Annotated in this window: 18 protein-coding genes; 13 read left to right on the forward strand and 5 right to left on the reverse strand. The window is 71.3% G+C overall.

The genetic code is table 11. The features are described from left to right. Nucleotides 1-2,040: 2,040 nt before the first annotated feature. The 4 genes from AIF0345_RS05910 to AIF0345_RS05925 all read left to right on the forward strand — a co-directional run bounded on the left by AIF0345_RS05910 (nt 2,041) and on the right by AIF0345_RS05925 (nt 4,121). Nucleotides 2,041-2,232, forward strand: coding sequence for a hypothetical protein (locus AIF0345_RS05910; RefSeq protein WP_285297963.1), 192 nt, complete (start codon nt 2,041-2,043; stop codon nt 2,230-2,232). After that, complete coding sequence (locus AIF0345_RS05915) at nt 2,216-2,926, forward strand: hypothetical protein (RefSeq protein WP_404975983.1); 711 nt, start codon at nt 2,216-2,218, stop codon at nt 2,924-2,926. Before AIF0345_RS05910 ends, AIF0345_RS05915 begins: the two co-directional genes overlap by 17 nt. A 292-nt stretch (nt 2,927-3,218) precedes the next feature. Then, nucleotides 3,219-3,494 (forward strand): phospholipase D-like domain-containing protein, encoded by a 276-nt coding sequence (locus tag AIF0345_RS05920; RefSeq protein WP_285297620.1) that lies wholly within the window; start codon nt 3,219-3,221, stop codon nt 3,492-3,494. A gap of 96 nt (nt 3,495-3,590) precedes the next feature. After that, nucleotides 3,591-4,121, forward strand: coding sequence for a hypothetical protein (locus AIF0345_RS05925; RefSeq protein WP_285297621.1), 531 nt, complete (start codon nt 3,591-3,593; stop codon nt 4,119-4,121). A 10-nt stretch (nt 4,122-4,131) separates the two neighbouring features. Here the strand turns inward: AIF0345_RS05925 and AIF0345_RS05930 are convergent, their stop codons facing one another. Continuing rightward, complete coding sequence (locus tag AIF0345_RS05930) at nt 4,132-4,362, reverse strand: DNA-binding protein (RefSeq protein WP_285297622.1); 231 nt, start codon at nt 4,360-4,362, stop codon at nt 4,132-4,134. Nucleotides 4,363-4,553: 191 nt separating this feature from the next. Between AIF0345_RS05930 and AIF0345_RS05935 the strand changes: the two genes are divergently transcribed. Continuing rightward, nucleotides 4,554-6,521, forward strand: a complete 1,968-nt coding sequence (locus AIF0345_RS05935) for a cation:proton antiporter (protein WP_285297623.1) — start codon at nt 4,554-4,556, stop codon at nt 6,519-6,521. A gap of 43 nt (nt 6,522-6,564) precedes the next feature. On the opposite strand, the gene amrS is transcribed toward AIF0345_RS05935, so the two are convergent. The 3 genes from amrS to amrB all read right to left on the reverse strand — a co-directional run bounded on the left by amrS (nt 6,565) and on the right by amrB (nt 9,866). Further along, nucleotides 6,565-7,671 (reverse strand): AmmeMemoRadiSam system radical SAM enzyme, encoded by a 1,107-nt coding sequence (amrS, locus tag AIF0345_RS05940; RefSeq protein WP_285297624.1) that lies wholly within the window; start codon nt 7,669-7,671, stop codon nt 6,565-6,567. Beyond that, a complete protein-coding gene (amrA, locus tag AIF0345_RS05945) occupies nt 7,668-8,282 on the reverse strand; it encodes an AmmeMemoRadiSam system protein A (protein WP_043562804.1) in 615 nt (204 codons plus the stop codon). Before amrA ends, amrS begins: the two co-directional genes overlap by 4 nt. Before the next feature lie 747 nt (nt 8,283-9,029). Continuing rightward, entirely contained in the window at nt 9,030-9,866 is an 837-nt protein-coding gene (gene amrB / locus AIF0345_RS05950; RefSeq protein ID WP_285297625.1) for an AmmeMemoRadiSam system protein B, read from the reverse strand. A 180-nt stretch (nt 9,867-10,046) separates the two neighbouring features. On the opposite strand from amrB, the gene AIF0345_RS05955 reads away from it, so the two are divergent. The 4 genes from AIF0345_RS05955 (at nt 10,047) to AIF0345_RS05970 (ending at nt 13,150) form a co-directional block, all read left to right on the forward strand. After that, nucleotides 10,047-10,346 carry a substrate-binding domain-containing protein gene (locus AIF0345_RS05955; protein ID WP_285297626.1) on the forward strand — a complete coding sequence of 100 codons (300 nt, stop codon included), beginning with the start codon at nt 10,047-10,049 and terminating at the stop codon, nt 10,344-10,346. 79 nt (nt 10,347-10,425) lie between these two features. Next, on the forward strand, nt 10,426-11,640 hold the full coding sequence (locus tag AIF0345_RS05960; RefSeq protein WP_285297628.1) for a histidinol-phosphate transaminase: 1,215 nt from the start codon (nt 10,426-10,428) through the stop codon (nt 11,638-11,640). Beyond that, the gene (hisB, locus tag AIF0345_RS05965; protein WP_285297630.1) at nt 11,637-12,236 is read left to right on the forward strand and encodes an imidazoleglycerol-phosphate dehydratase HisB; all 600 of its coding nucleotides are present in this window, start codon (nt 11,637-11,639) and stop codon (nt 12,234-12,236) included. Before AIF0345_RS05960 ends, hisB begins: the two co-directional genes overlap by 4 nt. Continuing rightward, nucleotides 12,236-13,150 (forward strand): hypothetical protein, encoded by a 915-nt coding sequence (locus AIF0345_RS05970; protein WP_285297631.1) that lies wholly within the window; start codon nt 12,236-12,238, stop codon nt 13,148-13,150. The genes hisB and AIF0345_RS05970 overlap by 1 nt, the downstream gene beginning before the upstream one ends. Before the next feature lie 42 nt (nt 13,151-13,192). On the opposite strand, the gene AIF0345_RS05975 is transcribed toward AIF0345_RS05970, so the two are convergent. After that, nucleotides 13,193-14,122, reverse strand: a complete 930-nt coding sequence (locus tag AIF0345_RS05975) for a polysaccharide deacetylase family protein (protein WP_268916695.1) — start codon at nt 14,120-14,122, stop codon at nt 13,193-13,195. Between the two features lie 115 nt (nt 14,123-14,237). Between AIF0345_RS05975 and hisH the strand changes: the two genes are divergently transcribed. From hisH to infC, 4 genes are all read left to right on the forward strand, one after another. Beyond that, nucleotides 14,238-14,876 carry an imidazole glycerol phosphate synthase subunit HisH gene (gene hisH / locus AIF0345_RS05980; RefSeq protein ID WP_043562792.1) on the forward strand — a complete coding sequence of 213 codons (639 nt, stop codon included), beginning with the start codon at nt 14,238-14,240 and terminating at the stop codon, nt 14,874-14,876. Between the two features lie 66 nt (nt 14,877-14,942). Next, entirely contained in the window at nt 14,943-15,686 is a 744-nt protein-coding gene (gene priA, locus AIF0345_RS05985; RefSeq protein WP_285297632.1) for a bifunctional 1-(5-phosphoribosyl)-5-((5-phosphoribosylamino)methylideneamino)imidazole-4-carboxamide isomerase/phosphoribosylanthranilate isomerase PriA, read from the forward strand. A 542-nt stretch (nt 15,687-16,228) separates the two neighbouring features. Then, nucleotides 16,229-16,993, forward strand: coding sequence for an SseB family protein (locus AIF0345_RS05990; RefSeq protein ID WP_273165843.1), 765 nt, complete (start codon nt 16,229-16,231; stop codon nt 16,991-16,993). Between the two features lie 360 nt (nt 16,994-17,353). Then, on the forward strand, nt 17,354-17,962 hold the full coding sequence (gene infC, locus AIF0345_RS05995) for a translation initiation factor IF-3 (RefSeq protein WP_404975984.1): 609 nt from the start codon (nt 17,354-17,356) through the stop codon (nt 17,960-17,962). Nucleotides 17,963-17,989 lie beyond the last annotated feature (27 nt).

A 17,989-nucleotide genomic window follows, 5' to 3' on the forward strand; every position in this document is an offset into this window, starting at 1 on the left:
TGGCTGCCCGCTTGGAGGTCGCCTGATGTACGTGGTCGATGCGAACGTCCTCATCGAGGCTAAGAACCGCTATGGCTGGAATTAAGCGAAACGGTGTTCTGGGGCAGCTGCTGCGGGACTTCTGGTTGGCGTCTGCGGGGGTCTCGCATGAGGGCTGTCGCGTGCAGGTCGGCATGACGGACGGGGGTCGGGACATCCTTATCGGGTGGGGGAGGTGTTCGGGCGCCCTGCGGGCTGGTGAGAATTGAGGTGGAGGCGGTTGTGTGCGCTGCCCGTGGTGTCGGCCTGGGTGCTGTCGCGGGGATGGTCGGGCGGGTCGGGGGAGACGGTGCGTGAGTGGTTGTCGCAGTGGCGGCAGGGGCGGGCTGGGCCCTGGTGGTGGCCGGTCGCGCTGTGAGCGAGAGTGCGGTGAGGCTCGATGAGGGTGCGGAAGGAGAGGGTGGAGGAGGTTCTTGGTGAGCCGCCGTCGGGGGCGGGCGCCGGGGCCGGTTTCTGGGGCGCCCGCGGCTTCTTGAGGATGTGGCGTCTGATCAGGTTTGGTGCCCGGTACGGGTCGGAGTCCTCCTGACTGGCTGCTCGTGCGTCTTGTCGGGCGTGAGCCTCAGGCTTCCCGACCCGTCCAGGGGGGTGTCGCGACGATGAAGACCACCACCAGGCGCATGGCCGGGATCCGGGGCCAGGTCAATGATCTGCTCCAGGAGGGCTGGGAGGCCTGGTGCCGTCGACGAGGTCCCCGCCGGCTGCGAGGCCGAGACCCGGCGCACGCGGCTAAGGGGGAGGAGGGCAAGGCTGTCCGTGGACCGGGTGAAGGCGAGCCGGTCGTTCCTCGGGGCACTGGGCCTGACGACCAGGAAGATGAGGACCCACCCCATCGGGGGAGACCAGGACGCCGAGCAGATCCGCTCTCATGAATGGGTCGCCTGTCGCGCGAGACCGATGAGGAACAAGGAGGACCGCGGTGGTCCTGGACAACGCCGGGCTCCACCACGCCAAGGCGTTGAATGATCTTTATGCCCCCGGCCGGGAGCCAGAACGCATCACGGCCATCCACGTGCCTCCTGCGCCCCCGACCTTGGGTCCCACCAAGCACGTACGGGACACCGCCAGAGCCAGCACCGCCAGCCCCCGCCCCGCAGAACACCCTCGCGGCCCTCACCGCCTACATCACCAACCGCACCTTCGACTACGACTTCGAGCCATCCCCCAGCCGCACCACCACACACCGATCTTGTTTAGTTCCAGCCATATTTGAGAACGGATTTATTGAGATTCCGGACGGTGGGGGTGTTAAAAGCTGCGCATTCTTTATTTGCGTCATGTTTTCGCTGTTAGCGCGAGAGAGGTTGGTGTTTATAGCCCGCGCATAGATCATCCGGAACACGATTCCGACATTATAGGTTTCTTGCTTCTGTGGTGTGAGCCATGCTTGGACGATTCTGATGGGGAGACGACGGTCAAGCCCGGTTCCTCCGAGAGCAGGTCAGGTGCGGCCTTCGGGCCCGCCCCTCGCGCGACGCGGGCCGTCCGCCGGGCCACGGGGGTGGACTGAGCACTGCACCCTCGCCCGGCACCTCGAGGAGCCTTACGACCATGACCTCAACTCAGCACTGACGCAGAAAAGTCCGTGGGGATGTGACAGTGCCTGCGGTGTCAGCGGCGGCCACTGTCACGATCTGCCTGCCCAGGACTCCGGTGATGGTCTGGGCCCAGGTGGTGTGGTATCTCGCCCCGTGAGCCTTGAGCCTGGCGTCGATACGGGCCCGCCCGGCCTACCTCAGGGCGCCTGGCGTGGGCCAGGGGTGATGACCGCCGACGGCCTCGTGGTCCAGATGGGGCCGATGACGGCCTCCAGGGCGGGGTCTGGGTGTGCAGGCCGCGGATGCGGCCCGCGGTCTGGTTGACCTGGCGTGCCAGGCCCGGGTCGAAGGTCGTGACGGCGCGCTGGTGATGTCTGGTGAGCGTCCCCGACGGGCCCGGTCCTCGTGGCGGGAGGCGTGCACAGATAGACTCCGGGGTGAGATCAGAGCCGGAGGAGGGAAGATGACTGTCAAGGTGACGAGGCTGACCGTGGAGGACATCGAGGAGCGTCGCGCCCGCATCAGGCAGATCGTGGACTCTGACGACTTCAGGGAGCGGCAGGCTGAAGGCGTGCTTCTCGCCCGGGAAGAGCACCTTCTGGAGGAGCTCGATGACCTGGACTACCTTCAGTACGGCCGTGTCCGCGCTCGCTGATCAGGCGAGGCGGTTCGCTGAAGAAGTCAGGGACCTGCTCTCAGAGACCGTGTGCGAGTCCCCCGTGCTCGAGCTGGAAGAGATGAGTTCGAGGGAGAGGCTGTCCGTTGTCATTAGGAGCTCGAAGGACGCTCCGCCTCTCCTGACGGTCGACTCCCGGCCCATCCTCAAGCTGGAGGTCTCCTACCGCCTCTGCCTGGCCAAGGATATGCGGTACCTGAGAACGGATCAGTCGACGTTCCAGGTCAGGTCAATGGCCAAGGGTGCTCCGCTCTTCCGCTACGACTATCTGGCGTCGCCACACTCCAGCGCGGTGCCGTCGGCACACTTCCAGGTGCATGCGCACCGCGACGAGCTCCTGCACGCCATGTACGTCTCGGACAAGGCTCGATCACGACCGGTTCAGAGGAAGGACCTCGATCCCGCCTCTCCGCGTGGCCTTCAGATGATCCACTTCCCTCTCGGAGGGGCCAGGTTCCGCCCCTGCCTGGAGGACGTCATCGAGTTCCTCGTCCATGAGTTTGGAGTCGACGCGCGGCCCGGGTGGCAGAACGCGGTCAGATGCGGGCGCATTGCGTGGAGGCACATCCAGCTCGCCGCTGCGGTGCGCGACGATCCAGAAACAGCCCGTAGCGCGCTGCAGGAGCTTGATGAGGGTGCGCCGACCGCTGAGGACCGGCTGGCTCGGATCTGAATGACTGTGCCGAGCGCGGGATCGCCTGCCGGGCAACCCATCCGGTCACGGGCGGTCCGACTGGTCCTGGGCGGGACCGGTGCGGGACTGGAACGCGCGACGCGGGCCGTCCCACGCCCGCGCGGGGGTAGGGCAGCCACCGCCCCCACCCGGCGTCCCGAGGAGCCTTACGACCATGACCTCACTGAGCACTAACGCTGAAAAGCGCGGTCGGGGCCCCTGTGACTGGGACAGCCACGGCCGTGCTTCCCATGGTCGGGGCTCTCACAGTCGGGGCCCTACCAGCGCCCAGGTGGCCGCGGAGATGCCGGGCGCTGTCGTCCTGCGCACCCGCCGCGGTCAGGACGGGCGGTGCGTGCGCAACCACGCCAAGTTCGTGGCCGTGGACGGCCGGATACTCATTGTCACCAGCGCCAACATGTCGGCCAGCGCCGAGGAACGCAATGTCGAGCTCGGCCTGCGCCTGGACGATGCGCTCCTGACCTGCGCCGTCGAGGAGCGTATGCGCGCTCTGGAGCCTCTCCTCTATGAGCGGGTCCGGCCCTGTGCAAAGGGTGTTGACGATTGACAACGGCCTGCTGGTGGTGCAGTCTGGTCACCGTACGGCGGAGTTTGTCTGCGTTGTACTGCCCATACGTGGGGCCCTTCGAGAAGGACTTGGACGATGAACCTGTTTGAGATGACCTTCCACGTGGAGCACGTTGACGACAGCCTGGTTGACACGCTCATCAACGACTACGAGGCGACGGTCGGCACCGATCACACCGGTCACGAGTTCGTCACCGTGCTGGCGGAGGGGGACCGCTTCGACCATGCCGCCCGCACCATGGTGACCGAGCTGCAGTCCCACGGCCTGCGGATCCGGCGCCTGGTGCCAGACCTCCTCACCCGCTCCGAGATCGCCGCCCGTCTGGGCGTGACGCGCCAGGCCGTCCAGAACTGGACCTCCGGAAAGCGTCAGAGCGGCTTCCCGCTCGCGGTCAACCCCGTCGGCGGGGGTGTCTGGTCCTGGTATGACGTGTGGGCCTGGGCGCTCTCCTGCGAACGAGCCGCCGACAATGGCGTGCGCTACCCGTCCCAGCCCGAGGCCGACATCATTAACGCCTGGATCGAGGCGTCTCACGAACGTCTCGCGAGCTCACAAAAGGAGCCGCAACAATCACCGACAAATCCGAGACCGATGGTCACGCCTTAAGGCCGAGAGCTCAACCTTCCGGGACAAGATCCGCCTCCACCTCGGTGAGCGGGGATGCGGGGATATGCCCGGTACGGACACCCTCGGCCTCGGCCAGGACGTCGTGCCCCCAGACGAGCGCATCGACACGCTCCTCGGCCGCCTGACGCAGGTAGAACGACACCGGCCGTCCGGTGCGCGCCGCCAGACCCTCAAGCTTCCGAGCCGTCTCGGGCCGCATCTCAACGGACGCGGGAAGCACGAACGCAGCATCCACGCAATCGCTGGCTGCCCACCGCCTGCGGGTCATGGCCGGCTCTCAGACGGCGTCAGCCGGGAAGGCTCCGTCAGAACCGATCTCGACGCGGAAGTGAACCGATCTCGGCGAAGGGGACGCGCCGCTCGGTCTGCGGGGGCACAGACCCGCGGTCCCGCAGACCGTAGGCTTGCCCCATGGACCTCCTCATCATCGCCGTGGCGGGGCTGCTGGCGATCGCCGGCGCCACCCAGATCAGTGACCGCGTCCGGGTCGCCCCGGCGCTCCTGCTCCTCGCGACCGGCATTATCGTCGGATTCCTGCCCGTCGTGCCCGCCATCGAGATCGAGCCGGAGATCATCCTCGAAGGAGTCCTCCCGCCCCTGCTGTACGCCACCGCCGTCAACATCTCCACCATCAACTTCCGCCGCGAGCTCGCCTCCGTGGCGGTCCTGGCGGTCCTCCTCGTGGCCGTCTCCGCCACGGTCATCGGCGCCATCCTCACCCTCGTGGTCCCCAGCCTCTCCCTGGCGTGGGCCATCGCCATGGGCGCCGTCCTGAGCCCCACCGACGCCGTCGCCATCTCCATAGCCAGGCGCCTGGGCGTCTCCCAGCGCATAATCACCGTCCTGGAGGGGGAGGGCCTCCTCAACGACGCCACCGCCCTGGTGGTCCTGTCCTCCGCCAGCGGCGCCGCCACGGCGGGCACCGTGACCGTGGGGGGAGTCGTGGGCAGCTTCGCCGCCGCCGTCCTCGTGGCCCTGGCCGTGGGATGGGCGGTCGGCGAGCTGACCCTGCACCTGCGGGCCCGCATCACGGACGCATCCGTGGACACGGTCATCTCCTTCACCATCCCCTTCCTCGCCGCCATCCCCGCCGAGCACCTGGGCGGCAGCGGACTCGTGGCCGCTGTCATCGCCGGCCTGGTCACCGGCCACCGGGCCCCGCGCATCCTGCCCCCCGACCACCGGATCGCCGGCCAGGAGACTTGGCACACCGTCGAGCTCGTCCTGGAGGGATTCATCTTCCTCGTCATGGGCCTGCAGTTCTTCGGCATTGTCGAGGACGTCCGGGCCGAGGGCCCCAGCATCGCCACCGCCGCCTGGCTCGCCGTCCTCGCCGGGGGGCTCACGGTGCTGGTGCGGGCCGCCGTCGTGGCCCCCATGCTGGCCTGGCTGCGCCGCCGCGCTGAGCGGCACGCCACCCGCTGGGAGGAGATGAGCGAGTCCGTGCGCGCCTTCGAGGGGCGCTGCTCGGCTATCGCCCACGGCGACATTCCCGCCGACATGCAGATCCCCTGGGACCCGCACCGGCGCGGGATCAGGCGCCGCCTCAAGCGGGCGCTCAGGCTGCACCGCCTGCCCACCAGCCCCGAGCGGGCCCAGCGCCGCGCCTCCCGCGCCGTGGGCCGGATCCGCCGCCGCGGCGCGGACGTGGAGTACTACCGCGACGAGCCGCTGGGCCTGAGGGAGGGCGCTGTCATCGTCTGGGCCGGGATGCGCGGCGCCGTCACTCTCGCGGCCGCCCAGACGCTGCCCGCCTCGGCCCCCAACCGCTCCTTCCTCCTCCTGATCGCCATCCTCGTGGCCGCGGGATCTCTCGTCATCCAGGGCCTGACGCTCCCGTGGGTGGTCAGGGCCGTGCGCCCCTCCATGGAGGGCCCCGCCGACGAGGAGGAGCGCGGCGAGCTCATCCGCCTCCTGATCACCGCCGCCAAGGAGGTCATTGCCGAGCGCGACGCCGCGGACCTCGGCGGGACGGACCGCCGGGAGGCGGAGTCCCCCAGCACGGTCATCGAGCACGACGACGGTGATCCCGCCGAGCCGTCCGGCCCCGCACCGGAGCCCGATGCCTCCCAGCAGGCCACGGGGACGGTGGTGGGAGTCGTCCCGAGGAGCACCTCGGACCTGACCACTCACATTGTGCGCAAGGACAACGGCGACTACGTCGTCTCGGCCGCCCTGGCCGCGGAGGCCTGGAAGGACCCCGAGGTCCGCCACCGCGAGATCGCCGCCGCCCGGGCCACGACCCTGGACATGGTCCGCGCTCAGCGCGAGGCGCTCCTGGACGCCGGGGAGCTGGGCCTGTACTCGGCGGGCTCCATCGAGTACGCCCTCACCCGCCTGGACTACGAGGAGATCATGCTGACCTCCCAGCCCCAGTGACTCCTGCCGGGCGCCAGGCCGCACCCTGCCCGTTCCGCCGTCGTCAGGCTCCGATGGCGACCCGCCGCGGCCACCACTGGCCCACCGCGGGCGGCGGGCCGGCCGGGTCCCAGATGCCCGCCACCTTGCGGCCGCACTGCGGGCAGGCGCCCTCGGGCGTGATCCGGTAGTCGGTGACCCGGTAGCCGGCGCGGTCCACCAGGAGCGCCCCGCAGCCGGCGCAGCGGGTGGAGGAGCCGCCGCTGGTGCGCACATTGCCGAGGTAGACGTGGGCGATCCCGGCGTCGCGGGCGATCGCCCGGGCCCGCTCCAGGGTTGAGGCCGGGGTGCGCGGCACGTCCAGCATCCGGTGCGCCGGGTGGAAGGCGGAGAAGTGCACGGGCACCTCCTCCCCGAGTTCGGCGACGATCCAGGCGCACTCAGCGGCGATCTCGGCGTCGGAGTCGTTGCGCCCGGGGATGAGCAGGGTGGTGATCTCCAGCCAGGTGCCCAGGGCGCGCACCCGCACGAGCGTGTCGAGCACGTCGGCCAGGCGCGCCCCGGTCACGCGCCGGTAGAAGTCGTCGGTGAAGCCCTTGAGGTCGATATTGGCGGCGTCGACGGCGCCGAACAGCGCGTCGCACGGCTCGGGGCTGATCCACCCCGCGGACACTGCCACGGTCAGCAGCCCCGCCTCGCGGCAGGCGGCGGCGGTGTCGATGGCGTACTCGGCGAAGACCACCGGGTCGTTGTAGGTGAAGGCCACCCCCGCGGCGCCCACGTCGGCGGCGGCCCGGGCCAGGGCCCGCGGGGTGGCGGGCGCGGCGAGGGTGTCGATGTCCCGGGAGGTGGAGATCTCCCAGTTCTGGCAGTACTTGCACGCCAGGTTGCAGCCCGCCGTCCCGAAGGACAGGACCGTCGAGCCGGGCAGCACGTGCGCCAGGGGCTTCTTCTCGACCGGGTCCAGGACGAAGCCGGAGGAGCGCCCGTAGGTGGTCAGCACGATGGCGTCCCCGACGCGGGCCCGCACGAAGCAGAAGCCGCGCTGGCCATCGCGCAGGGTGCACTGGCGGGGGCACACCTCGCAGCGCAGCCGCCCGTCCGGCATCGCCCGCCACCACCGGGCGACGTGGGGCTCGGCGGCCGCCGCCCCGGCGGCCCGCGCGCTCATGACGGGTCTCCCCGCGCCTCGCCCGAGGGGATACCGGCCTCGGTCTCCTGCCAGGCGGTCACCGTGTAGGTCTCGATCGTGAGGTCGCGCTCCCAGTGGCCGGCCGGCAGGCCAGCCTTGCGGCGCAGGTGGGCCAGGAAGTCGGCCGGGTCGGGCAGCTGCTCCCACACCTGGGGCAGGAAGGTCGCGCGGTGGCCAGCATCCGACAGGATGACGCCGTCCACGCCGGGGCGCAGCCGGGCCAGGAGCTCGGCCTCGTCGGCCACCGGCAGGGCGGTCGGGGCGGACAGGACGGAGACCTCGACGATGGCGTCCTCCAGCTCGGCCCGGCTCAGGGGTGGGAAACGGGGGTCGCGCGTGGCCGCGGCGACCGCATTGGCCTCCACGTCGTCGCGCAGCGGGCGGTGGGCCTGGAGGGTGCCGATGCAGCCTCGCAGGGGGCCGCCCGGCAGCCGCCCCGAGGTCAGGGTCACGAAACTCGCTCCGGGCTCCTCCAGCCAGGCGGCCCTCTCGACGACGGCGGGGTGGTCCAGGCCAAGCCGGTGGGCGATGGCGCTGCGGGCCAGCGGCAGGAGGATGAGACCGGCGTCGGTGGGCAGTTCGAGAGTCATGGCGTGCGCCTCCTCAGTGATGCTCTTCCATAGTGCGTGCCCGAGTGCCGTCGCGTCCACCCCCGAGCCGCCTCCCCTCACCGAGATCGGTCGATTTCCGCTCCGAGATCGGTTCACTTCTGGCCCAGTGACATGAGGGCTGTTCTCTGGCCGTTGAGATGGACGCACCAGTCGGGTTGTGCGGCCGTGGGGCGGCTCCGCCGGGGGCCTGCGGGTGCCGGGGCGACGGTGTTGCACATTCGTGCGCGCCCCACGTCGGCAGAAACCCCGGAATCATGCGGAAAAACGGTTTCGGTGGCGACCATGACCCTGCTCCCATGTGCGCAGGCCCCCCTCAACGCACATGGGATCCCGACAACCACACATGACGGCCGATGGGAAAACGCATGATTCTGCCGGAAACCGGCCCCCACCCCGCAAAGGCCCCACTCTCCCATGTGCAACATCGAGGAAGAATCCGAGAAGACCACCTCCACCGCCCCACGCTCACACCCCGACACAGCCCTAGCGGGAGCGCCGGGGCGTTCTCAAGGCCAGTGCCGCACAGGTCCGGCGTGCGATCCGGATGGCCCCGTCCCCGACGTACTGTCGACGCGCCACAGGGGCCGCGGCCACCCACCGGTCCCGATCCCCCACACCCCGCAGCCGGCGCACTACCCGCCGGGCACTGCCTCAAGTGCGCTGACACACCGCAATCCACACCGAGATCGGTTCACATCCGCGCTGTCGTCGGGGCGGCTGACCAGCTCACGCGCCCGCCTGATCGTAGAGGGCGATGGCGGCGTAGCCCACCACCCGGTCGGGGGTGCCGATGGTGTCGGCGGAGGTCGCCGCCCCGAGCAGCCGCGGGCTCAGACCCTGCTCGGCGGCGGCCAGCAGCAGGGCGTCCACGCCGGTGGCGCCGCAGGCCTCCTCGTGGCTGATGTCTGCGCGCAGCGCCAGGATGCGCTCGATGGTCGCGTCGTCCACCCTCCGGGCCTCGGCCTGGGGCAGGTAGTGGGACAGGTCCGAGCTGATCACCACCAGGGTGTCCGGGCTGCCCAGGAAGGGGCGGATCGCCTCGGCGGCGCGCTCGGGGGAGACCCAGCCCACGGCCAGGGGCACCACGCTCACCCCGGGCAGGACGACGGCCAGGAAGGGGAGCTGGACCTCCAGGGAGTGCTCGGCGGCGTGGACGTCGGGCCGGGTGACCACCAGCCCGGCGTCGGCCAGCGCCTCGACCTGGGGCGGGACCTCCACGCCCACCGCTCCCAGCGGGGTGTCCATGGCCCGGCAGCCGGGCAGGGCGAGGGCGCGCACGCCCACCCGGTGCGTGGGCCCGAGCATGACGACCCTGCGGACTGCTCCTCGCAGGGTCTCGGCCTGCGCCCAGGCCAGGGCGGCGGTGGGGCCCGAGTAGACGTAGCCGGCGTGAGGCACGATCAGCGCCGCCGGGGGAGTATCGCCGACGGCGCCGACTTCGCGGCGCGCCGTCTGAAGCATGGCCTCCACGTCGGCCCGCAGGCGGGCAGGCTCGGCGGGGTAGAACAGGCCCGCCACCGCCGGCGGGCGCACCTGCTGGGACTGGTGTGACGACTGGCTCATGAGGATCGCCCTCCCTGGATCGCCTGGCCCCTCCAGGCTACCTGGCCGTCCCGCCCCGCGGGGCCCCACCGGCGCAGGACCCTGCTTGATCAGGTTCTGACAAGAGTCTTTCCTGCTGCGGGCCCAGGTCTGACAGTCCTGTTATTAAACTCTTAAACGCCCTGTTAGCAGGTGGGATAGATGTCCGAAACCGTGAAAGTCGGCTGCTTGCCGGTCGGGCCGCCGGCTGTCACCGTCGCGGTTCCGGACGAGGTCTCCGTCACTGGTTTCGATGATGTTCCCGAGGCCCGCTGGGCGCACCCGAGCCTGACGACGGTCCGTCAGTCGATCCGGACCAAGGGCAGGCTCGCGGCGGACCGCCTTGTTGACGCGATCGCCGCGGATCGGTCCGGTCCGGAGGCCCTGGTGCCGGAGTACCAGCTCATCCACGGGTCCTTGATCGTCCGAAAGTCCTCGGGACCGTCTCCGACTGCTCAGTAGCTCAGTAGTCCCGTGCGAACCGGCAGGCGGGGCGGCGCCGTGGGGGCGCCCAGGACGCCGGGGCCGTAGACTCCCGTGCGTGAGCACTCTTCCCCTGCGGCCCGGCCTGGAGGGCGTGGAGCCCTACGGGGCCCCCGAGCTCGACGTGCCCGTGCGCCTCAACGTCAACGAGAACCCCTACGCGCCCTCCAAGGCCGTCGTCGAGTCCATCGCCCGGGCCGCCGCCAGGGCCGCGGGCGGCCTCAACCGCTACCCGGACCGCGACTTCCCCGCCCTGCGCCGCGCCCTGGCCGACTATCTCGCTGTCGAGTCCAAGGCGCGCCTGGGCCCGGAGAGTATCTGGGCGGCCAACGGCTCCAACGAGGTCATGCTCCACGTGCTCCAGGCCTTCGGCGGCCCGGGGCGCGCCTGTCTGTCCTTCACCCCCACTTACTCCATGTACCCCGAGTACGCGCGCGACACCCTCACCGGCTATGTCACCGGGCCACGCCGGGAGGACTTCACCCTCGACACCGCGGCCGTCGCCGATGCCGTCGAACGCCTTCGCCCCGCCGTCCTCGTCCTCGCCAGCCCCAACAACCCCACCGGCACCGTCCTGCCGCTGGACGACGTGCGCACGATCCTGGAGGCCGCCCGCGGCCGCGGGCCCGCGGGCCCCGACGGCGCCCCGGCCGACGTCGTCGTCGTCATCGACGAGGCCTACGGCGAGTTCCGCCGCCCCGGCGTGCCCAGCGCCCTGGAGCTGCTCGCCGAGCGGGCCGACGACGGCGGTGGCGACAGCGGCCCCCGCTACCCGCACCTGGCGGTGGCCCGCACCATGTCCAAGGCCTTCGGGGCGGCCGGGCTGCGCCTGGGCTACCTCGCCGCCTCCCGCGAGCTGGTCGACGCCCTGCGCGTCGTCCGCCTGCCCTACCACCTGTCCGCGCTCACCCAGGCGGCCGCCCTGGCCGCCCTCTCTCATTGCGAGGAGCTCATGAGCCAGGTCGCCTCCCTGCGGGCCGAGCGCGACGCCCTGGTGGCCCGGCTGCGAGAGTGGGGCCTGACCGTCCACGACTCGGACGCCAACTTCGTGCTGTTCGGACCCTTCGAGGACCGCGACGCCGTCTGGCACTCCCTGCTGGAGCGCGGCGTCCTCATCCGCGTGGTCGGCCCGGAGGGGTACCTTCGGGTCAGCATCGGCACGCCCGAGGAGATGGACGCCTTTCGCACCGCCCTCGCCGGCGTCCTGGCGGCCGACGCCCACGAGGGCGCGGACAGGAACAGTAACCAGGACAACCAGGAGAAGAGCGCATGAGCCGCACCGCCCGCATCGAGCGCACCACCAGCGAGTCCGATGTCGTCGTCGAGCTCGACCTCGACGGTACCGGCGCCACCGACATCTCCACCACGGTCCCCTTCTACGACCACATGCTCACAGCCCTGGGCAAGCACTCCCTGATCGACCTGACGGTGCGCGCCACCGGCGACACCCACATTGACGTCCACCACACGGTGGAGGACACGGCCATCTGCATCGGCGAGGCCCTGCGCGCCGCCCTGGGGGACAAGCGCGGCATCCGCCGCTTCGGCGACGCCCTCGTGCCGCTGGACGAGGCCCTGGCCCAGGCTGTCGTCGATGTCTCGGGCCGCCCCTACCTGGTTCACGACGGCGAGTCCGAGGCCTTCGTCCACCACCTCATCGGTGGGCACTTCACCGGTTCGATGGTCCGCCACGCCTTCGAGGCCATCGCCTATCATGCTGGCATCTGCCTGCACGTGCGCGTCATCTCCGGACGCGACCCCCACCACATCGCCGAGGCGGAGTTCAAGGCCCTTGCCCGCGCCCTGCGCACCGCCGTCGAGCCCGACCCGCGCGTTCACGGCATCCCCTCGACCAAGGGAGCACTGTGATGAACGACTCCAACTCCACACCCCAGCAGGACCCCGAGGACCGCAACCGACCCGAGAGCCCCGACAAGCAGACCGGTGCGGGCAGGGCCGACGACGGCGGGCCCCAGCCCGACATCGACGCCGAGTTCGCCGCGATGATGGAGGGGCTGTCGCTGCCCGACGAGATGCAGGCGGACCTGGAGTCCCTCGACGAGACCGGGCCGTCGGTCATCTCTGTGGACGACGTGCCCCACAACACCTACACGGCGCCGCGAGAGCCGCTGGCCGGCGCCCGGGGCCCGGCCGACCGGGAGCCGGACCACCACGACGACCCGGACGGGCTGACCCCGGAGCAGGTCGCCGAGGTGGACTCCCTGGCGGCCGCGCTGAATGCCGAGGCGCCCCGGACGCCGCAGGCGGTCAAGGTCGCCGTCGTCCTGACGCCCCTGGCGAGCGCCGAGGCCCTGGCGTCCCTGTGCGCCATGAGCGACCTGGACTGCACGGTCGTGCCCTCGCGCTCCGGCGCCTTCGCGGTCAAGGAGTTCGTGTCCGCCCACGCCGAGTGGGACGTCTCCGAGCTGCTCGGGGGAGCGGACACCGAGCCCGCCGAGGCCGCCGAGCTCGCCTCGGCCCTCTCCCGCCTCAGCCGTGCGGGCGTCGTGCTGATGACCGCCGACCTGGCCACTGACGTCGGCATTGAGTCGGGCCTGTCGGGCACCATCACCGCCCGCCGCTACACGGGCGGCGAGGCCGGCGAGGACGCCGCCGCGGGACTGCTGCTCGCCTCGATGGACCAGGAGGTCGAGGACGTCCTGCTGGGCGTCACCCGCGCCGAGGACATCAAGGGGGCGGTCAAGTCCTCCGAGGTCAAGCCCGGCCGGGCCATGCGCTGGTTCGGACGCGGGCTGCGCCGCCCCCGCGGCGGCAAGAGCTGAGCTGAGGCCGCCGGCGGGCCTGAATCTGTCGGCGGGCCCCGCTCACCCCGCGGCCAGGGCGTCGGAGAGCGTGAGGAAGACGGTGCCCGCCGCCAGCATGGCGGGGACGGCTGCCAGGTAGCCCGCACCGGTGTCCGCGGCGGGCTGGTTCATGTGGGAGATGACGACGTCGCCCGCACCGGCCCGCCCCACCTCCGCCTCGACGGTGCCGGCGGGGAAGGTGGCGCCGCCGTCGCCATTGATCGAGAAGCCCGCGGCGCTCAGCCCCAGGCGGGCGGCGATGGCCAGGGCGACGTCGTCCCAGTGGGCGGTGCCGGGGCGGAAGAAGCGCGGTGCCCGGCCGGTGCGCTCGGTCAGGGCGGTCTGGTTGCCCATGATCTCGTCCCACACCTCGCCCGCGTCCCGCGTGCCGGGGATGCCGTATGCGGAGGCGCCGGTTACCGACATCGGCAGGTGGTTGGTGCCGTGGTTGCCGATCTCCACGGTCGGGCAGGCGGCGAGGCGGTCGGTCAGGTCCGGGTTGGCCTCGACCCACCGGGAGTTGAGGAAGGCGGTGAAGGGCACAGAGTCGCCGATGAGCATATCGATCAGCGCGGTGTCCGCGCCCGACCCTCCCGGGCCGCCACAGGCGTCCAGCGTCAGGCACACGCCGGAGGCCGGTGTGGACGAGACGATGCCCTCGCCGACCAGGTCGAACCAGGTGGGCTCGCGTCCGGCGAACTCGGCGACGATCTCCTCGCGCGATGGGGGCTCGGGCGTAGGGGAGGGGGAGGCGGGTGCGGCCCCGGGAGCCGTCGGGGCCTGCAAGGCGTCCGGGGTCGGTGAGGAGGGCCCCGCCGTGGACGACGGGCCGGTCGGGGAGGGGGATGCGGGGGCCCTGCGGCCGCACGCGCCGAGGGCGGTCAGCCCCGCGGCGGCCAGCAGGCCGTGCACGACGGTGCGGCGTGCGGGGCCGGATGGTGAGACGGGCATATGCAGATACTGCCACCGTCGGCGCCGGCCCTTCGCCGCCGGCCGGAGGAGTCCGGCGGGGACCGGCCTCCGAGACGGGGACTGAGCGGCGTGTTTTCCCCGGTAGGCTGGCTCCATGAGTCAGCCCAGCGTGGTGGTCCTGTCCTATGGCAGCGGCAACGTCCGCTCCGCTGTGCGCGCCCTGGAACGAGTCGGCGCCGACGTCGAGCTGACCGCCGACCGGGCCGCCGTCGAGGCCGCCGCCGGACTCGTGGTGCCCGGCGTGGGGGCCTTCGGCGCCGTCATGGACCAGCTGCGGGCCGTGGACGCCCCCCGGCTCATCGACCGCAGGCTGGCCGGGGGCCGGCCCGTGCTCGGCATCTGCGTGGGCATGCAGGTCATGTTCGAGCGCTCCGAGGAGCACGGGACCACCAGCGAGGGGCTCGGCCAGTGGCCCGGGGTCGTGACGCGGCTGCGGGCCGACGTCGTCCCCCACATGGGCTGGAGCGAGGTCCGTCCGCCCCGCGGCACCGTGCTCTTCGACGGCGTGGCCGACCAGCGCTTCTACTTCGTCCACTCCTACGCGGCCACGACCGATCCCGCCGCGCTCCTGGGGCCCGGCCCCATGCGGCCTCCGGCCGCCACCTGGGCCACTCACGGCGAGGACTTCGTGGCCGCCGTCGAGAACGGCGCCCTGTGCGCCACCCAGTTCCATCCCGAGAAGTCCGGCGACGCCGGTGCCCGGCTGCTCCGCAACTGGCTGACCACTCTGTAACCAGCCTGGAATCAGGCAAACGGCAGCATCTCGCCTGCGCCCACCGCACCACTGAAGGGATTCGCTATGTTCACTCTCCTGCCGGCCGTCGATGTCGCCGACGGAAAGGCCGTCCGACTGCTCAAGGGGGAGGCCGGCAGCGAGACCGACTACGGCAGTCCCGTCGACGCCGCCCGCGACTGGGTGAGGGCCGGCGCCGAGTGGATCCACCTGGTCGACCTCGACGCCGCTTTCGGCCGCGGCTCCAACGCACCGCTGCTGGCCCGGATCGTGGGCGAGGTCGGCATCAAGGTCGAGCTGTCCGGCGGCATCCGCGACGACGCCTCGCTGCGCTGTGCCCTGAACGCGGGGGCCGCCCGGGTCAACCTGGGCACCGCCGCCCTGGAGGACCCTGAGTGGACCGAGCGCGTCATCGCCGAGCACGGCGAGAGGATCGCCGTGGGGCTCGACGTGCGAGGCACGACCCTGGCCGCCCGCGGCTGGACCAGGGAGGGTGGCGACCTGTGGGAGACGCTGGCGCGCCTGGACTCCGCCGGGTGCTCCCGCTACGTGGTCACCGACGTCGCCAGGGACGGCACGCTGTCCGGTCCCAGCATCGGGCTCCTGCGTCAGGTCTGCGCCCGCACGAGCGCCCCCGTGGTCGCCTCCGGCGGCATCGCCCAGCTCGACGACCTGCGCGCCCTGGTGCGGCTCGTGCCCGAGGGCATCGAGGGGGCGATCGTCGGCAAGGCGCTGTACAACGGTAACTTCACCCTTGAGGAGGCGCTGGCGGTGGCCGACGGCGAGGATCACGACCGCCTGGCCGGCTGACGCCAGCGCTACCTTCTTCACCTTCGCGCGGCCTCCCGGTCGGTCCCGACCGCGGCCACGAGCCCGCGCTCGCGAACCGGCCGCACCGCCAGGCGCCGGGGCTGCCCCCGGTCCTGCTGCGACAAGGCCTGCGATTGCGTGCGCCTGCTCGGCCCGTGCTCGGGTGCGGCCGCCAGAATGAGGCCGCCCGTCCCTGTCGCCGCAGAAAGTGATCATCCCACGCAGCCTTAAGACGATCGGCGGCCTCGGGCCCGATGGGAATCGGCATGATTCCGCGTCGGGCACGACCGGCGCCCTCGGAATCAATCATCTGGGCGCCGGGGCGCGGACGCGCTACCGTGAGACGCGTGAGTGAGTCCCGCCCAGCTTCCCGGTCTGATGACGGGACAGGCCCCCGGCCCGGCAGCCGTCCGGGCATGCCGCCACGACAGGTGTCCGTCCCTGCTTCTGCAGGTTCCGCGGATGCGCCTGCGGAAGAACGCGCAGGACGCTCATCTTCCTCCCGGGCATCCGCAGTCACCGGTCCTCAGCTGGCCGCGGCCATGGCGGCTCGGTCCAAGCTGGAACGGCTCCTCGCCGCGCCCACCCCTTTCGCCGCCGATGACGGCGCCGCCGACCCCGCCGTCGTCGCCGCCCTGGAGGCCGATGACCGCCCGCGTCACGAGTACCTCGACTCCCTGTGGGGAGCGCTGGTGGCCTCGCGCGTCATTGTGCCCGTGGCGGCCCACGCCCTTTCCGGTCCGCGCACCGCTCTGCACCTGGCGGCACCCGGCGTGAAGCCGCGGGCTCCCGGCCACGAGGTCCACACCAATGACGCCGCCCAGGACGCCGCGACCCTGGCCGTCGACCTGCCTGACGGGCACGTCGCCATGCCGGTCTTCACGTCCGCGCAGGCCATGTCCGCCTGGCGGACCGATGTGCGCCCGGTTCCGGTCGAGCCCAGGCGCGCCGCCCGGGTGGCCTGCCTGTCCACCGACCAGCTGTGGGTCCTGGACCCCGGCAGCCGGGACCTGCGCCTGCCCCGGCCCGCCGTCGTTGCCCTGGCTGGAGGAGAGGACTGGGTGCCCTCATGGCGCAACGAGCCCGTCCAGGCCGAGGTCCGCACCCAGCTGGAGGAGATCGGCGGCGTCACCGGGGTGGCCTTCGCCCCCGGGCAGGACGCCGAGCTGCGGGTCTTCATCCGTATCGACGCCTCCCACGGACGCAGCGCCGTGGCCCGGACCCTGGAGATCTGCCAGCACATCATGGTCAATCCCGCCTGGGGAGACCTGATCGACGCCGTCGAGCTCTGCCCCCTGCCCGCCTGACTCCCGTCCGGCCCATTTCTCCGAGACCGGTTCGGTGGCGGGGGTCACCACTTCGGCGTCCTGGTGATCCTGGGCAAAAGATGAGCGACCTGGTAGTGTCTTTCCGACCGGCTGGGGTTCCTGCCCCGGCACGCAAGCGGAGAAATCCCACCTGGGTCCCTCATGGGGCCGGGTCATGCGAGGAGAGATCCTCGGCGGTCGCGGGTGTCTCGACGCCGGCGGCCGCGCTCGGACGAGCACATGTAAGGCCTTCGCGCGCATTCGCGGCGAAGGTTTTTTCGTTGCGGCGGTCAACATCACCGAGAGTGAGGAAAAGCCATCAGCGAGCCCCGTATCAACGAACGGATCCGCGTCCCGGAGGTGCGCCTCGTCGGCCCCAGCGGCGAGCAGGTCGGCGTCGTCCGCGTCGAGGACGCCCTGCGCCTGGCCGAGGAGGCGAGCCTCGACCTGGTCGAGGTGGCGCCCGACGCACGTCCCCCGGTGTGCAAGCTCATGGACTACGGCAAGTTCAAGTACGAGTCGGCCATGAAGGCGCGTGACGCCCGACGCAACCAGGCGAACACACAGCTCAAGGAGATCCAGTTCCGCCCCAAGATCGACCAGCACGACTACGCCACCAAGATGGGGCACATCGAGCGGTTCCTCAGGGGCGGAGACAAGGTCAAGTGCATCGTCCGCTTCCGCGGCCGCGAGCAGTCCCGCCCCGAGCTGGGCATCCGGCTGCTTCAGCGGGTCGCGGAGGAGATGGACGAGCTGGGCACCGTCGAGTCCCAGCCCCGTCAGGACGGCCGCAATATGGTCATGGTCCTGGCGCCGACCCGCAAGAAGGCCGAGGTCAAGTCCGACCAGCGCCGTCGCCGTGAAGAGGCCCGCGCGAGCCGTCGCGCTGAGAAGCACGCGAGCAGGGCCAGGAAGGCGTCCGCCGCCGGCTCCGGCGGGCGGGCGCGGGGCCAGGCCGGCCAGGCCTGACGAGAGCCCGTCACCCATCCCTGCGGC

The organism is Actinomyces israelii, assembly GCF_030253495.1.
Classification (GTDB): Bacteria; Actinomycetota; Actinomycetes; order Actinomycetales; family Actinomycetaceae; genus Actinomyces; species Actinomyces israelii.

Coding starts and splice junctions, on each gene's coding strand:
- hisB (WP_285297630.1), top strand. CDS start 11,637: ATGAGCCGCACCGCCCGCATCGAGCGCACCACCAGCGAGTCCGATGTC.
- AIF0345_RS05955 (WP_285297626.1), top strand. CDS start 10,047: ATGTCCGAAACCGTGAAAGTCGGCTGCTTGCCGGTCGGGCCGCCGGCT.
- amrA (WP_043562804.1), bottom strand. CDS start 8,282: ATGACTCTCGAACTGCCCACCGACGCCGGTCTCATCCTCCTGCCGCTG.
- amrS (WP_285297624.1), bottom strand. CDS start 7,671: ATGAGCGCGCGGGCCGCCGGGGCGGCGGCCGCCGAGCCCCACGTCGCC.
- AIF0345_RS05975 (WP_268916695.1), bottom strand. CDS start 14,122: ATGCCCGTCTCACCATCCGGCCCCGCACGCCGCACCGTCGTGCACGGC.
- AIF0345_RS05970 (WP_285297631.1), top strand. CDS start 12,236: ATGAACGACTCCAACTCCACACCCCAGCAGGACCCCGAGGACCGCAAC.
- AIF0345_RS05990 (WP_273165843.1), top strand. CDS start 16,229: ATGGCGGCTCGGTCCAAGCTGGAACGGCTCCTCGCCGCGCCCACCCCT.
- AIF0345_RS05910 (WP_285297963.1), top strand. CDS start 2,041: ATGACTGTCAAGGTGACGAGGCTGACCGTGGAGGACATCGAGGAGCGT.
- hisH (WP_043562792.1), top strand. CDS start 14,238: ATGAGTCAGCCCAGCGTGGTGGTCCTGTCCTATGGCAGCGGCAACGTC.
- AIF0345_RS05925 (WP_285297621.1), top strand. CDS start 3,591: ATGAACCTGTTTGAGATGACCTTCCACGTGGAGCACGTTGACGACAGC.
- priA (WP_285297632.1), top strand. CDS start 14,943: ATGTTCACTCTCCTGCCGGCCGTCGATGTCGCCGACGGAAAGGCCGTC.
- AIF0345_RS05935 (WP_285297623.1), top strand. CDS start 4,554: ATGGACCTCCTCATCATCGCCGTGGCGGGGCTGCTGGCGATCGCCGGC.
- amrB (WP_285297625.1), bottom strand. CDS start 9,866: ATGAGCCAGTCGTCACACCAGTCCCAGCAGGTGCGCCCGCCGGCGGTG.